Raw genomic sequence first — 14,743 nt, 5'->3', positions numbered from 1 at the left:
CCGTGCGGGTTTGGATATCGTAGGGGTGGGGATGCGTACCTGGGGAGGGACGATGCCGGCTTTCGGCGCGCAAGGGGACACGAGGTTTCCGCGGGTCTCCGCGCACGTGATCGGGCGTCCGCGGCTGAACGCGGTGCTGGACGCCGGAGCTCCGCTCACGCTGCTGCGCGGCGCCGCGGGCTCCGGGAAGACCACCGCCCTGGTCGGCTGGGCCTTCACCTGCTCCGCCCGGGTCGTGTGGCTCACGGTCACACCGGCCCTGGCGACGAGCCCGGCACTGGCACCTGCGCTGCTGCGGGTGCTGCGCGGCACGGACACGGACACGGGCGCAGGCAGCACCGATCCGGCCACCGGGGACGGCTGGCCCGCCGTCGGGCACTACCTGTGCGATCACGAGGAGCCTGTCGTCATCGTCCTGGACGACGCCGCCGCGCTCGACCGGGATGCGGTCTTCGACCTCTGCCGCACGGTCGCCGTCCCGTCGCACGTCCGCCTGATCGTCGCCACGAATCGCCCCAGTCCCTTCGACAGCGACGGCATCGGCCTCGTGATCGACACCGCGCTGATCTCTCCGGAAGACCTCGCGTTCGACACCGACGAGATCCGCCGCGCTCTCGACGTGGACGAGGACACCGCCGTCGCCGTGCGGGCGGCCACCGAGGGATTCGCGGCGGTCGTGCGTGCCGTCGCTCTCCGCGGCCGTGCCCCCGACGGCACGACGATCGTGGAGGTCGCGACGGCGGCGGTCGACGACTACCTCCGCAGCCGCATGGAGGAGGGCACGTTCGGCGCCGGCGTCCTGGAGGGTCTTATCCGGATCAGCATCACGGACACGGTCGACCTGCCGTTGGCGCAGGCCCTCAGCAGCGATCCGGACATCGGCGCGGCCCTCGACGAGGCCGAGGCGTTCGGCTTCGGCCGGTGGTCGACGGACTCCGGGCGCCGGACCTTCACGATCGCCGCGCCGGCCCGCACTCTGCTGCGTCACGACCTCCTGCGGCGGTTCCCCGCCGAGATCCGCGTGCTCCGACGCCTCGCGATCGAGGGCGCCCTGCGCCGCGGCGCCCCCTTCGAAGGACTGCGCCTCGCGATGGAGGAGGACGACCTCCACCTCGCGGCCCACGTCATCATGTCCGGGTGGAGCCACCTCCTGGACCACGACGGTCGCCGGGTCGTGGCGCTGCTGGGCGACCTGCCTCTCGCCCGGCTGAAGCAGGAGCCGCTGGTGGCCATGCTCCTGGGCATCTGCCTCAATGCCAACCGGCTCCGGCGGGTGCGCGGACTGCAGCTGCTGCGGATGGCGATCTCCGCCGCGAACGCCCGTCGGAACACGCTCTCGCCGACGGAGCGCCTGTTCATCTGGACTGCCGAGAGTGCGGCGCTGCGCGTGATCGGGATGCCCGACAGAGCGGGGCAGGTCGCCGCCCGCGCGCTGGCTCTGTTCACCGAGACACCCGAGTCCCAGTGGGAGCAGTACGCGATGGAGATGCCGCTGCTGTGCACGCACCTCGGCATCTCGCTCTACTACGGCGGCCGTCGGGAACAGGCCGTGCGCCTCTTCGACGAGGCCGCCGCCCTCGCGGCGTCGCAGGGCAGCGGGAAGGCGTTCCACGCCGTCAGCCTCCTCGGCGGGATCCACGCCCTCAACGGCGATCTGCCGGAGGCCCGGCACTATGTCGAGATCATCCGCGACGGCTCGTGGGATCCCGCGCAGCTGGACGGCTACCGCGGCACGTTCTACCGCGTCGCCGAGGCGATGCTGGCGGTCGAGGACGGCGACCTCGCCGCAGCTAAGCACCACGCGCGCGCCTTCCTCCCGCACCGGGCGACGAGCGAGCACTGGACGACGATGGCGACGGTCGAAGCCTGGATCGCGCTGCACGAGGGCGATGCCGCCGGCGGACTGGAGCGACTGGAGTCGTTCGCCCGGCTGCGCGGACGCGAGGCCGGCTCTCCGCCGGCCCGCCAGGCGCTGAGCCGGCCGCGGATCCTGCTCCACCTCGCCCTCGGCGACATCCGCGCCGCGCGCGGCATCAAGCAGCGTGACGCCGGGACGGACCGCTTCGGCACCCTTCTGGAACGAGCCAGGGTCGCCCTGATCGACGGTCGCGCGCCCGAGGCGGCGCGGCTCCTCTCTCACACGCGCCTCGAGCCGACGACCTCGCGCGAGCGCGCGGAGGCCGCGGCGGTGCAGAGTGCCGCCCTCCACCGGGTCAGTCCCGCCGCCGCGCAGGCCGTGACCGAGGCGCTGAACGCCCAGCTCGCCGACCGCGGACTGCGCACCCCGCTGGCGCTGCTCAGCGCCGAGGATTTCGCCGCCGTCCGCGCCGACCTCGCTCCGATCGGCGGCGCTCCGCTGCCCGCCCGATCCGCGTTGCCGTCGTTCGCCGCCCGCCCGAGGCTCTCCTCGCGGGAGCAGGTGGTGCTGCACGCGCTCACCACCGGGGCGCCGCTGCCCGAGATCGCCGCGGAGCTCCAGGTCTCGCCGAACACCCTGAAGACGCAGCTCCGCAGCATCTACCGCAAGCTCGACGCGGCCAACCGTACGGAGGCGCTCGAACAGGCCGCCCGGCACGGCCTCCTCCCCGGATGACGAGAGCCCCGCCCGTCGCAGACGACGGGCGGGGCTCTCCGGCGGAACCGCTAGCTCTGCATGCGGCGTCGGCGCACCAGCAGCAGCACGGCACCGCCGATCAGCAGGGCGATCGCGAGCCCGAGGACCCACGGCGCCAGCTGTCCACCCGTGAGGGCGAGCGGCGTCAGCACCGGGTTCTCGGTCGTGCTCGTCGGGGGCGTGATCGTCTCCCCGCCGGGAGGCGTGGCCGAGGCGGTGGCCACGTTCCGCAGCGTCGCCCCCGCCGCGTCGGCGTGCACGGTCACCGCGTAGGTGATCACGACACGCTCCCCTTCGGCGAGGCTGCCCGTCCAGTGCAGCGTCGTGCCGTCGATCGTCGGCGCGGCCACCGCACGGTCACCCACCGTGGCGGTCGCCGAGCCGCGGAGGTCGGCATGCCGCAGCACTCCGGCCAGGTCGTCCGTGACGACGACCTCGTCCAGACCCGTCTCGCCGGTGTTGGTGCCGGTGAGGGTGTAGGTCACGACGCTGCCCGTCGCGACGGCGGAGCCGGACGCGGGGTCGGACGACTTGACGAACGTGAAGCCCGGGGTGCCGACGGGGTTCTCCGTCGTCACCGGCGGCGGGGTCAGCTCGGCGCCACCCGGAGGCGTCGCCATGCCCTCGACGGTATTCGCGATGATCGCGCCGCCGGCGTCGCCGTGCACGGTCACCGAGTAGGTGATCGTGACGCGCTCGCCGACCGCGAGGTCACCGGTCCAGGTGAGCTCATCTCCCGCGACGACGGGTATCGCGGCGGTGCCGTCGCTCAGGGTCGCCGTCGCGTCGCCGTTGTAGGCGGCGTGGGCGAGCACGCCCGACAGGTCGTCGACGATCCGGACCGGAGCCAGCGCCGTCTCCCCCGTGTTCACGCCGGTCACCGTGTAGGTGACGACGCTGCCCGGGTCGACACGCGTGCCGGAGGCGGGGTCGGCGAACTTGCGCAGCTCGAAGCCCGGCTCGTTCACGGGGTTCTCGGTCGTCGCCGGCGGCGTCTCGATAGGCGGCACGCCACCCGGCGGGGTCGCCGAGCCGGAGGCCGAGTTCTCGATCACGGACCCGCCGGCATCCGCCCGCACGGTCACCGAGTAGGTGATCGTGACGGTCTCGCCGACCTGCAGCGCACCCGTCCACGACAGCCCCTCCTGGGCCACCGTCGGCGCGGTGGTCGCCGTGCCGCCGATCGTCGCGGCCGCGTCGTCGTTGTACTCCGCGTGCGCCAGCACACCGGAGAGGTCATCGGTGATGGTGACAGGGTCGAGAGCCGTCTCCCCCGTGTTCACGCCCGTCACCGTGTAGGTGAGGACGCCGCCGGGGTCGACCGCCGTGCCCGCAGCCGGGTCGACGCTCTTCGAGACCGAGAATCCGGGCTCGTTGACCGGGTTGGTCGTGACACCGGGCGGCGGGGTGATCGTCGATCCCCCCGGCGGGGTCGCCGTCGCGGACGCCGCGTTCTCGATCACGGTGCCGACGCCCTCGGCGCTCACGGTCACGGAGTAGGTGACGGTCACGGTCTGGCCGACCGCGAGCGCCCCCGTCCACGACAGCTCGGTGCCGTCCAGGGTCGCGGGAGCCGCAGCGGCACCCGCGATGCTCGCCACGGCGTCCGCGTTGAACGTCGCGTACGGCAGCACGCCGGACAGGTCGTCGGTGATCGTCACCGGCTCGAGCGCCGTCTGGCCCGTGTTGGCGGCCGTCAGCGTGTAGGTGAGCACGTCACCGGGGTCCACTGCGGTACCGGCGGCGGGGTCGACGGTCTTGGCGAACGCGAAGCCGGGCTCGTTCACGGGGTGCTCCGTGCTCGACGGCGGCGGCGTGATCGGCGTGCCGGGAGTCGTGGGGCTCTCCGGGTCGCTCGGGTCGGCGGGGATCAGCGGGGTCGCCTCTCCGGTCGCCGTGTTCGCGATGGTCTCGCCGCCGGCGGTGGAGTCGACGGTCACCGAGTAGGTGATCACGACGTCCTGGCCGGGGCGCAGCACGCCGTTCCACGAGAGGGCGCCCTCAGCCACGCGGACGTCGCCGCGGGTGGCGGACACGTCGTCGTTGTACGACGCGTGGGCCAGCGCCGCGCGCAGGTCGTCGCCGATCTCGACGGGGTCGAGGACGGTGTCGCCCGTGTTGCGGCCGGTTACGGTGTAGGTGATCACGCTGCCGGGGTCGACGCGCGTGCCCGTCGCCGGGTCGGCCGTCTTGGTGACGGTGAACCCGGGGGTCGCGACGGGGTGCTCCGTCGTCGCCGGCGGGGTCTCGACCGGGATGCCCGGCGTCGTCGGACTCTCCGGGTCGGTCGGGTCGGTCGGGATCAGCGGGGTGCCCTCACCGGACACCGTGTTGCGGAGCAGCACGCCCGTCGCATCCTCGTCCACCGTCACCGTGTAGGTGATGTCGACGCGGTCGCCGGGAGCAAGCGTCCCCGTCCAGGTGAGGGTGGTGCCGGAGAGCGTGACGGATCCGGACGAGGCCTTCGCGTCGCCGCCGTACTCCGCGTTCGCGAGGACGGCCGAGAGGTCGTCGACGATCGTCGCGGGGTCGAGGACCGTGTTGCCGGTGTTGACGCCCGAGACCGTGTAGGTGATCGTGTCACCCGCGCGGACGGCGGTGCCGGAGGCCGGGTCGGCCGACTTCGTGACCTCGAAGCCCGTGTCGACGACGGGGTGCTCCGTCTCCGCCGCCGGCGGGACGATCGGGGTCCCCGGGGTCTTCGCCCCGGAGGGGTCGGCGGGGTCGGTCGGGATCTGCGGCGTGGCCGATCCGGTGACGACGTTGTGCAGCAGGGCCTTCTCGACATCCGCGTCCACCGTCACGGTGTAGCGGATCGTGACCGATTCCCCGCGCGGGATAGCGCCGGTCCAGGTGAGGGTGGCGTCGGCGACCCGCACGGAGCCGCGGTCGGCCGTGACGTCGTCGTTGTAGCCGGCGGAGCCGAGCACGCCGGACAGGTCGTCGACGATCTCCGCGGGATCGAGGTCGGTGTCGCCCGTGTTGGTCCCGGTGATCGTGTAGGTGATCGTGTCACCGGCGGACACGGCCGTGCCGGAGGCGGGGTCGGCCGACTTCGAGATCGTGAAGCCGGAGCCGATCACGGGGTGCTCGGTGGTGACCGTCGGCGGGACGATGGGGTCACCCGGAACCTGCGGCCCGGTCGGGTCGCCCGGGTTCGGAGTGGTGGGAGTGCCCGATCCGGTCACGCTGTTGCGCAGGATCTCGCCGGAGGTGTCGTCGCCCACGGTCACCGAGTACGTGATCGTCACGGTCTGTCCGGGCTGAAGCGTTCCGGTCCAGGCGAGGGCGTTTCCGGTCAGGGTCGCGCCGCCCGTGGTGACGGTGGTGCCGCCGACCGTGGTCGTGATGTCGTCGTTGAAGGCGGCGCTCGCGAGCACGCCGGAGAGATCGTCGGTGACGGTGACCGGGTTCAGGACGGTCGCCCCGGTGTTCGTGCCCGTGACGGTGTACTCGATGGTCTGGCCCGGCTCCACCACGGTGCCCGCGGCGGGATCGGAGGTCTTCGCGACCTCGAAGCCGGCGACGGGGTGCTCGGTGGTGACGGCCGGAGGGGTGATCGGAGGCAGACCCCCGGGCGGCGTGCCGGATACGGTGACGCGGTTGGCGATGCGCGCGCCCTCCACGCCCTCGTCGACGACGACGGAGTACGTGATCGTGAGTACCTGCCCGGGCTCGAGGGCACCGGTCCAGGCGAGGTCGTCGCCCGTGACGGTGGCGGCGCCGGACGACACCGGGTCGCCGTCGATCGCCGTGGCCACGTCGCCCTGGTACTCGGCGTTGGCGAGCACACCCGACAGGTCGTCGGTCACGGTGACCGGGTCGAGGCGGGTGTTGCCGGTGTTCTCGGCCTGCACCGTGTAGGTCAGTCGCTGGCCGGCCTGCACGGCGGCGCCGTCGGCGGGGTCGGAGGTCTTGCGGAGCGCGAGGTCCGGCGCGAGGCGGACGTTCGTGTAGGTGCACGTGACGTCGGTGCCGAGCGGGCCGGACGGCTGGGTGACCTGTCCGTCGGCGGTGACGGCCACCGGGGTGGTCGAGCCGTCGGCGTTCACCTGCAGGCAGACGAGGGAGGCGTCGTACTTCGTGAGGTCGGTCGAGCCCGCCGCCGACTCGGACAGCCGGAAGGTGTCCCCCTGGTTGGTGAACACGGGGCCGACGTAGTCTGGCTGCAGACCGGAGCGGTCGCCACGGGTGACGGCGTCGGTCTGCGCGACCTGGTAGCCGACCGGCGACTGCACGCGGAGCCCGAACTGGTCGGTCCCGGCGTGTCGGCCTTCGGGGAGATCCTTCTTCAGCGTCAGCGTGTTCGGGAACGTGCAGCTCGCCATGTCGGTGGGCGAGAAGGACCCGAGCGAGGTGGTGTTGACGGTCTGTCCGCGGGGCAGATCGACCTCGACGATGTACGGGTTGGTCCCCCCAACCGAGACGAAGATGTGGCCGAGGTTCCCGAACGCGATGCCGTTGCCCTGCACGCCCGCGCCCATGTCGTGCACCTGCTTGGCATCGATCGTGGCCGTGCTGGGCTGGAGCGTTGCGGGCAGGTCGGCGGAGTAGATGTATCGGTCGGCGACCAGCACGAGCTGACCGGAGGCACTGAAGGCCATGTCGCCGTTGGCCCCGAAGGCGCTGCTGCCGGTAGTCGGGCGCAGCTTGCCTACCTGCACGTAGGTCTGCGGCGTGACGCTCTCGTTCCACGCATAAAGGTTGATGGCGCCATCGAGCGTGCCGCTGGCGAAGTAGTACACGCCCGTGACGGGATGCACGGCCCCTCGGAGGACAGAGGAGTCTGTGCGGCTGGTTCCCAGCGTGAACGGCGTTCGGGTCGTCGTTCCCTCGCCCCGACGGTCGTGCTTGGCCAGCACCTTGTCCGTGCCGACGTTGGTCACCGTGTACGCGTACGTTCCGTCCGCCGACAGGCCGAGCCCGTTGTCGGAGTGGCCGAGGCCGATGCTCGTGGCGCCGAGGGTGCCGCCCTGCTCGTTCACGGCGAACTCGCGCACCTCGGTGGCGCTCTGCACGTACACCGCTCCCGGCGTGCAGAGGAACGGCTCTGCCGCGGCGGCAGGCGCGGCGGTCAGCGTCCCGCCGACGACGATCATCGACGACGCGACGAGCGCCGTGCTCACGGCTCCGCCGATCAGCCTCTTCGTCCGGCCCCGCCAGCGGCTGTGCCGCTCCGGCGGAAGGCCATCGGACGTGCGGTCCTTGCGGGCAACACGGAATCCCATGACTGCTCTCCCCATTCATCGCGTTCCGGCACGCATCCGCGCACACGGAAGCCCCCGCCCCCTCAGGCGACCGCCGAGCACCCTTTCGGGCAGGGTGGACTCGGTCCGGGCCTCCGCCAGCCTGCCCGGCTGCCGCGGAGGCCCCCGACCGAACCGGGGGAATTCACCCCTGCTTTTCACCCCGGGACGGCACGCCGGAGGGCGCACCGGGATCCCGATGCGCCCCCCGGTGGTCGCGGGCCTACTCGCGAGAGCCGATCTCCTCGATCGGGCGGCGGCGCAGCGCGGCCCCTGTCGCGACCCGCAGCGCGACGAGGGCGAGTGCGCCCATGCCGCCGACGATCGCGAGGGAGCCGAGCACGGGCATCGCCGGGAGCGGCTGCCCGGAGATGCCGTAGCTCATCCCCATCAGCGGCGGGATCGCCACCAGCACGCCGAAGACCATCGCGAGGGCGGCGATCAGGATCGCCTCGGTGCGCATCGTGGCGCGCACCTGTCCCCGGGAGGCGCCGATGAGCTGCAGCAGGGCGAACTCCCGGGACCGCTCCCCCGTCGCCATGACGAGCGTGTTCACGACAGCGATCGCGATGTACCCGAGGATGACCAGCAGACCGATGAGGCTCACCCACCCCTGCTGCGACACGGCCCCGGTCATGCTGGGCTTCTGACCCGAGCCGGGGGCCACCTGCAGACCGTCGGCGGCGAAGGCGTCGGCCGGCGCGTCTCCGTCCACCGACACGAGGGCGAACGAGTCGAGCGCTGCGGAGGTGTGCGCGCGGACGTGGTCGACCGCCATGGTGAGATCGCCGAACCCGAGACCGCGCTCGTAGATGCCGACCACGGTCGCCTCCAGCGGCGCCCCGTCGCCGAGGACGCCCGTCACCGGGTCGCCGACGTCGAGGCCGAGCGTGTGCGCCGCATCGGCGCTCACCGCGACGGTCGCACCGCCGTCGAGGGCGGTGAGGGACCCCTCCTGCACCCGCAGGTCGAGCAGGCCGTCCGCGGTCGTCGGGTCCACGCCCTGGAGCACGTACTCCGTGCGCTCGATCTGACCTTCGATGTCGAGCGAGTCGAGCACCGCGGTGCTGACGACCACGCCGGTCGCTGCCGTCACCCCCGGCTCGTCGCGCAGCGCGCCGACGGCGTCGGGGGAGAGCCCGGCCGGAGCGGCCACACGCAGGTCGGCGGTGACCCCGGCCCGGGCCTGGGTCGCGGCCTCATCCGCGACGATCGCCGGCCCGCCGATCTGCACGAGACCCAACCCGATGCCGAGGGCGATCGGGAGGATCGCGGCCGCCATCCGCCGACCGCCCGCGGTGGTGTGGGCGGCGGCGAGGAAGCCCGCGGCCGACGAACGACGCAGCACCGGCCCGACGAGGCGCACGCACAGGGCGACGAGCCACGGTCCCAGGAGCGCGAGCGCCACGATGAGCATGATCGCGGCACCGGCGGAGGCGCCGACCGCTGCGTCGCCGCGGAGCATCAGCGGGACGGTCGAGACCGAGACGCCGGCGGCGGCGAACACGATGCCGGTGATGATGCGGGGCAGGCCGATCGGGCCCTGGCCCGTCGAGGACTCGCGCAGCGCCTCGATCGGATCGAGGCGGGCGGGCCGCCGGGCCGCGATGCGCGCCGCTCCCCAGGCCGCTCCGAGCACCAGCACCAGTGCGCTCAACGCCGGGAACGGGCTCAGCGCGAGGGCGAAGTCGCCGGGGATGACTCCTCCGGCCACGAACGCCGACTGCAGTGCGGAGGACAGCAGGTACCCCGGGGCGACCCCGAGCAGCGCGGCGACGACGGCGACCGCGAGCGTCTCCCGCGCGATGAGGGCGTGCACCTGCGACGGGGTCGCCCCCACCGCGCGGAGCAGGGCATACTCGCGGCGACGCGCCTGGACCGACAGCGACAGCGTCCCCGCGACGATGAAGAGGGCGACGAGGATGCAGGTGCCCACGAACGCGCTGCCGATAGCGATGAGCAGGGTGCGCGCCGCCGCCGAGTCGAGGAACTCCACGTCTCCTCTGGCGTCTCCGGTCCGGGCGACCAGATCCGGGAACGCCTCGCGGATCGCGACCGCCGTGCGCTCGGGGTCCCCGTCGACGAACACGCCGAGCGCCTGCGGGGCCCCGTCGTGCGGGTCGAGGTCGCGGATGCGCTCGTCCGTCAGGAACACCGACACCGCGCGCTCCGGCAGGCTCTCCGCCGAGACCACACCGACGACCGTGTACGTCGCCGCGATGCCGCCGTGGGCGAGCGCAAGGGAGTCGCCCACGGCATGCCCGGCTCCGGATACCACCACGACCTCGTCGTCGGCGGCGGGCTCCCGCCCCTCCGCGAGCGTGAAGCCGGTGAGTGCCGTCGCGGACCAGGGGTGCGCCTCGACCACGGCAGGGGCCGTCCCGCCGGGCACCGACAGAGGCACGGTCACGTCGGCGACCACGGCCTCGACGCCCGGAAGCGCAGCGATCTCGCGCGCGGCGTCGGCGGGGACGGAAGCGCGCTCACGCAGCGGCACCGGCAGGTCCTCCGGCACGTCGACCTGCTGCACCGCCCCGACGACCACCTCGGCCGCCGTGTAGCGCTGCGGGGCGAGGCCGCCGCGGATGCCGGACTCGACGAGCACGCCGAGTCCGGTGACGAGCGCACTCGCGACGAAGATGGCGACGAAGACCCCGGCCAGACTGCGCCGATGATGACGGAGGTCGGCGCGGACGATCCGTCCGAGCCCGAGCGGCGCGGCCGACATCACCACTCCCCCAACGTGCTCATGCGATCCGTGATCTGCTGCGGGGTGCCGCCGTCGAGATGTCCGGCGAAGGCCCCGTCGGCGAGGAAGATCACCCGGTCGGCGTGGGACGCCACCACGGGATCGTGGGTGACGACGACCACGGTCTGATGCAGCTCCTTCGCGGTGTGCGCGAGGAGGTCGAGCACCTGCTTCCCGGTGCGGGAGTCCAGTGCCCCGGTGGGCTCGTCGCCGAACACGACGTGCGGGCGGGTGATGAGGGCTCGGGCGATCGCGACGCGCTGCTGCTGTCCGCCGGAGAGCTCGGCAGGGCGACGGTGGCGACGGTCGGTGAGCCCCACCGCGTCGAGCAGCGTCTCGAGCCGGCCGTGATCGAGGGGGCGGCGGCCGAGGCGCAGCGGGAGGGTGATGTTGTCCTCCACGCTCAGCGCCGGCAGCAGATTGTAGGCCTGGAAGACGAAGCCCACATGGTCGCGGCGGAAGGCCGTGAGCTGCCGGGGCGTGAGCGCGGAGATCTCGGTGCCGCCCAGGTGCACCGTGCCACTGGTCGGGCGGTCGAGGCCTGCGGCACTGTGCAGCAGCGTGCTCTTGCCGGAGCCGGACGGCCCCATGATCGCGGTGAACGAGCTCCGCGCGATGGCGAGGTCGATGCCTCGGAGTGCGGTCACCCGGGTGCTGCCGGAACCGTAGGTCTTGACGAGGCCGCTGAGGCGCAGGGCCTCGGCGGGGGCCGCTTCGACGAGCGGCGCAGAGGAGAGGGAGGTCATGCTTCGACGGTAGGAAAGCCGCGCGACGGCTCCCATCCCGCACGGTGCCGCATCGATGGTGGAGCTGGCTCTACCGCGGGACGCGGGGCGCTCGGGCAGACTTGCAGGGTGAACGACGGATGGATGCGCCGCTGGCTGCGTGGATGGCTGCCCGATGCGCGGTTCCTCGCCGTCGAACTCGGGGCCTCCGTCGTGTCCCTCGCGCTGTTCTGCGTCATCCTCGTGCTGCTGCCGCTCATGCTCATCACGGGCGGGGTGCTGCTGCTCCCGCAGGTCGTGCAGGTGCTGCATGCCTGGAGCGACCGGGCGCGCCGCCGGATCGGACGCCGGCGCGGCGAGGACCTGCCCCCGCTCACGCGCACGCTGCCGCGCGGCGCGACGATCGACGAACGGCTCCGCTACGCCTTCTCCCGCGCCACCGCCCGAGACGCGCTGTGGCTCACGGTGCACGCCTTCCCGGTGATGTGGCTGTCGCTGCTGACGCTCGCGCTGCCGCTGTCCGCCGTCAACAGCCTCGCGGCCACCTGGTACTGGCAGTTCGCCCCGGCCGACGACCCGGTGGGCTCACCGTACCCGGTCACGTCGTGGGAGCTGGCGTGGACCATGCCGCTCGTCGCCCTCGCCTATGCGGTGGCCGCGCTGTTCCTCGTGCCAGTGGTCGCCCGGCTGGTGGCGTTCGTCTCGGCGAAGCTCCTCGCGACGCCGCAGAAGTCGCGCCTCGCCGCCCGCGTCGACGCGCTGACTCTCAGCCGCGCGGCCGCCCTCGACGCCCATGCCGCCGAGCTCCGTCGCATCGAGCGCGACCTGCACGACGGCGCCCAGAACCGCCTGGTGAACGTCGTGATGATGCTGGGGATCGCGGAGCGCGCCCAGGAGACGGGTGGCGACGTGCTCGAGCCGCTGCGGCGCGCGCAGGACGCGGCGACCGATGCCCTCGCCGGCCTCCGCCGCACGGTGCACGACATCTATCCGCCGATCCTCGACGAACTGGGTCTCGAGGGGGCGCTCGCCTCGCTCGCCGGGCGCAGCGTCGTCCCGTGCACGCTCGACGCCGCGGACGTCGGTCGGGTGCCGGCAGCGGTCGAGTCGGCCTCGTACTTCGTGGTCGCGGAGGCGCTGACCAACGTGAACAAGTACAGCGCCGCGACCCGCGCCACGGTGCGGGTCGAGCGAGAGGGCGAGCTGCTCCTCATCACGGTGGAGGACGACGGGGTCGGGGGCGCGGTCGAGCGTCCGGGCGGAGGTTTCGCAGGGATCCGACGCCGGGTGGAGGCGTTCGAGGGCACGATGGACCTGTCGAGTCCCGCCGGGGGACCCACCATCCTGCGAACGGAGCTGCCATGCGGATCGTGATCGCGGAGGACGACACCCTGCTGCGGGAGGGCCTCGCGCTCCTGTTGCGCAGTGAGGGCTTCGACGTGATCGGCGCCGTGCCGGACGCGGAGGGCTTCCTCGCCCTCCTCGACGAGGCCGATGCGGCGGTGGTCGATGTGCGGATGCCGCCGACCTTCACCAGCGAGGGGCTCAAGGCCGCGGCCGAGGCGAGAGCCCGCCGCCCCGGCTTCCCGGTGCTCGTGCTCTCGGCGTACGTGGAGGACCGGTACGCGGGGGAGCTCCTCGCGGCGGGAGCGGACGGCCTCGGCTACCTGTTGAAGGAGCGCGTGGGCAAGGTCGCCGCGTTCGTCGACGCGCTGCGCCGGGTGGCCGCCGGGGGGACCGTGATGGACCCCGAGGTCATCTCGCAGCTCATGAGCCGGCGTCGCGCCGACGACCCCGTGCAGACCCTCACTCCGCGGGAGCGTGAGGTGCTCGGGCTCATGGCCGAGGGCCTCGACAACACCACCATCGCCGCACGCCTGTTCGTGACGGAGACCGCGGTGAGCAAGCACATCGGCAACATCTTCGCCAAGCTCGGGCTCGCCGCCAGTGACAGCGGCCACCGCCGCGTCCTCGCCGTCCTCGCCTATCTCCGCGGCTGACGCTTCCGCCCTGGTGCTCGGCGCGCTTCGATGCCATGCTGACCGGGATGAAGCGCTCCACCACGATCACCGCCGCCGTCGTCGCCGTCGCCGTCGCCGGCTTGATCGTCGCGGCCGCTCCTGTCGTGGTCAGCGCCGCGTCCGCCGCGTTCGACGTCACCTCGTGGGCGTCGGAGCGCTTCGCCGCCGAACCGTCACCGACCCCCACCCCGGCGGCCCTGAAAGCCGAGGACACGGCCGAGGACGAACTCGTCGACCTGGGTGACGGCATCAGCGTTCCCGCCGGCGGACCGGGGGACTGCACCACCAACGCGTTCATCACCATCGGCAGCGACGACGGCTCCCCGATGCACGCGAAGCTCCTCGGCGAGCTCGTGGACATGGGCGCGTCGGAGCTCGCGGGCGGACCCGTCACCCTGGATGCGGACGGGCGGATCTTCTCGTACGAGGTGCAGTCCGGCGACAGTCTGATCGCGATCGGCGAGCGCTTCTGCGTCGACTACGTCACTGTCGGCAGCTTCAACCATGTGCGCGGCTTCGAGCCGATCGCGCCGGGCGACGTCCTCTACCTCCGTCCGGACCCGACTCTTCCGTTCGTCGACATCTACGGGCCGTACAACGCCGCGCCCGGCTCCTCCACGATCGCGTACTACGACGGAGTGGCGGCGTTCTCGACCGCCGTCGCCACCGCCGACCTGGGCGCCGCGAGGTGGCTGTGGCAGCGCCTGGAGAAGGACATGCCTCCCGAGACGGCCGCCGTGATCACGCAAGCGCTCCACGACGACGACCTCCCCCTGCTCCGCCGCCTCTTCCCCTAGCCCCCTCCCCCCGCCCCTCCCCCCGTCCCTCCCCCCGTCCCGCTGAGACCCCGGGTTGTCGTCGAGACCCCGCGTTCTTCGCGTCGCCACGCGGGGGTCTCGCCGCGTACCCGGGGTCTCGGCGAAAAGAGGGGTGAGAAAGTTCAGTATTCGGTGTTGCTAGGTACCGGTACTCAGTGTTACTTTGTACCGGTACCCAGCAACACTGAGTACCGAACGGAAGACAAACAACGAGAGGAGGGGACGATGGGCAAGCAGATGACCGAGATGCTCAAGGGCACCCTGGAGGGCATCGTGCTGGCCCTCCTCGCCGAGCAGCCTGCCTACGGATACGAGATCACCGCACGGATCCGAGACCACGGGTTCACCGACATCGCCGAGGGCACGATCTACGCACTCCTGGTGCGCATCGAGCAGAAGAACCTCGTCGACGTCGAGAAGGTTCCGAGCGAGAAGGGCCCACCCCGGAAGGTGTACACCCTGAACGCCCAGGGCCGACAGGAGCTGGAGGAGTTCTGGACCACCTGGAGCTTCCTCAAGACGCACATCGAACAGCTGGAAAAGCGCGACACCGAGAACAAGGAGAACTGA

General features: G+C 72.3%; 8 protein-coding genes. 5 read left to right on the top strand and 3 right to left on the bottom strand.

All coding sequences use genetic code 11. The features are described from left to right. Window positions 1–31 precede the first annotated feature (31 nt). Window positions 32–2,593: a LuxR C-terminal-related transcriptional regulator gene (locus RI211_RS00725; protein WP_315638291.1), complete on the top strand. Its 2,562-nt coding sequence runs from the start codon at window positions 32–34 to the stop codon at window positions 2,591–2,593. 50 nt (window positions 2,594–2,643) lie between these two features. Here the strand turns inward: RI211_RS00725 and RI211_RS00720 are convergent, their stop codons facing one another. The 3 genes from RI211_RS00720 to RI211_RS00710 form a co-directional block, all read right to left on the bottom strand. Beyond that, window positions 2,644–7,842, bottom strand: coding sequence for a DUF7927 domain-containing protein (locus tag RI211_RS00720; protein ID WP_315638292.1), 5,199 nt, complete (start codon window positions 7,840–7,842; stop codon window positions 2,644–2,646). Between the two features lie 241 nt (window positions 7,843–8,083). Continuing rightward, the gene (locus RI211_RS00715; protein ID WP_315638293.1) at window positions 8,084–10,588 is read right to left on the bottom strand and encodes an FtsX-like permease family protein; all 2,505 of its coding nucleotides are present in this window, start codon (window positions 10,586–10,588) and stop codon (window positions 8,084–8,086) included. Next, window positions 10,588–11,355 (bottom strand): ABC transporter ATP-binding protein, encoded by a 768-nt coding sequence (locus tag RI211_RS00710; RefSeq protein WP_315638294.1) that lies wholly within the window; start codon window positions 11,353–11,355, stop codon window positions 10,588–10,590. Before RI211_RS00710 ends, RI211_RS00715 begins: the two co-directional genes overlap by 1 nt. 108 nt (window positions 11,356–11,463) lie before the next feature. Between RI211_RS00710 and RI211_RS00705 the strand changes: the two genes are divergently transcribed. The 4 genes from RI211_RS00705 to RI211_RS00690 all read left to right on the top strand — a co-directional run bounded on the left by RI211_RS00705 (window position 11,464) and on the right by RI211_RS00690 (window position 14,743). Next, window positions 11,464–12,708, top strand: a complete 1,245-nt coding sequence (locus tag RI211_RS00705) for a sensor histidine kinase (protein WP_315638295.1) — start codon at window positions 11,464–11,466, stop codon at window positions 12,706–12,708. After that, window positions 12,696–13,334 (top strand): response regulator transcription factor, encoded by a 639-nt coding sequence (locus RI211_RS00700; protein WP_187662900.1) that lies wholly within the window; start codon window positions 12,696–12,698, stop codon window positions 13,332–13,334. Before RI211_RS00705 ends, RI211_RS00700 begins: the two co-directional genes overlap by 13 nt. A 47-nt stretch (window positions 13,335–13,381) precedes the next feature. Beyond that, the gene (locus tag RI211_RS00695; RefSeq protein WP_315638296.1) at window positions 13,382–14,152 is read left to right on the top strand and encodes a LysM peptidoglycan-binding domain-containing protein; all 771 of its coding nucleotides are present in this window, start codon (window positions 13,382–13,384) and stop codon (window positions 14,150–14,152) included. A 246-nt stretch (window positions 14,153–14,398) separates the two neighbouring features. Next, complete coding sequence (locus RI211_RS00690) at window positions 14,399–14,743, top strand: PadR family transcriptional regulator (RefSeq protein WP_187662898.1); 345 nt, start codon at window positions 14,399–14,401, stop codon at window positions 14,741–14,743.

The organism is Microbacterium meiriae (assembly GCF_032364335.1).
GTDB classification, from domain to species: Bacteria; Actinomycetota; Actinomycetes; order Actinomycetales; family Microbacteriaceae; genus Microbacterium; species Microbacterium meiriae.
This window is presented reverse-complemented; position numbering and strand designations above follow the sequence as displayed.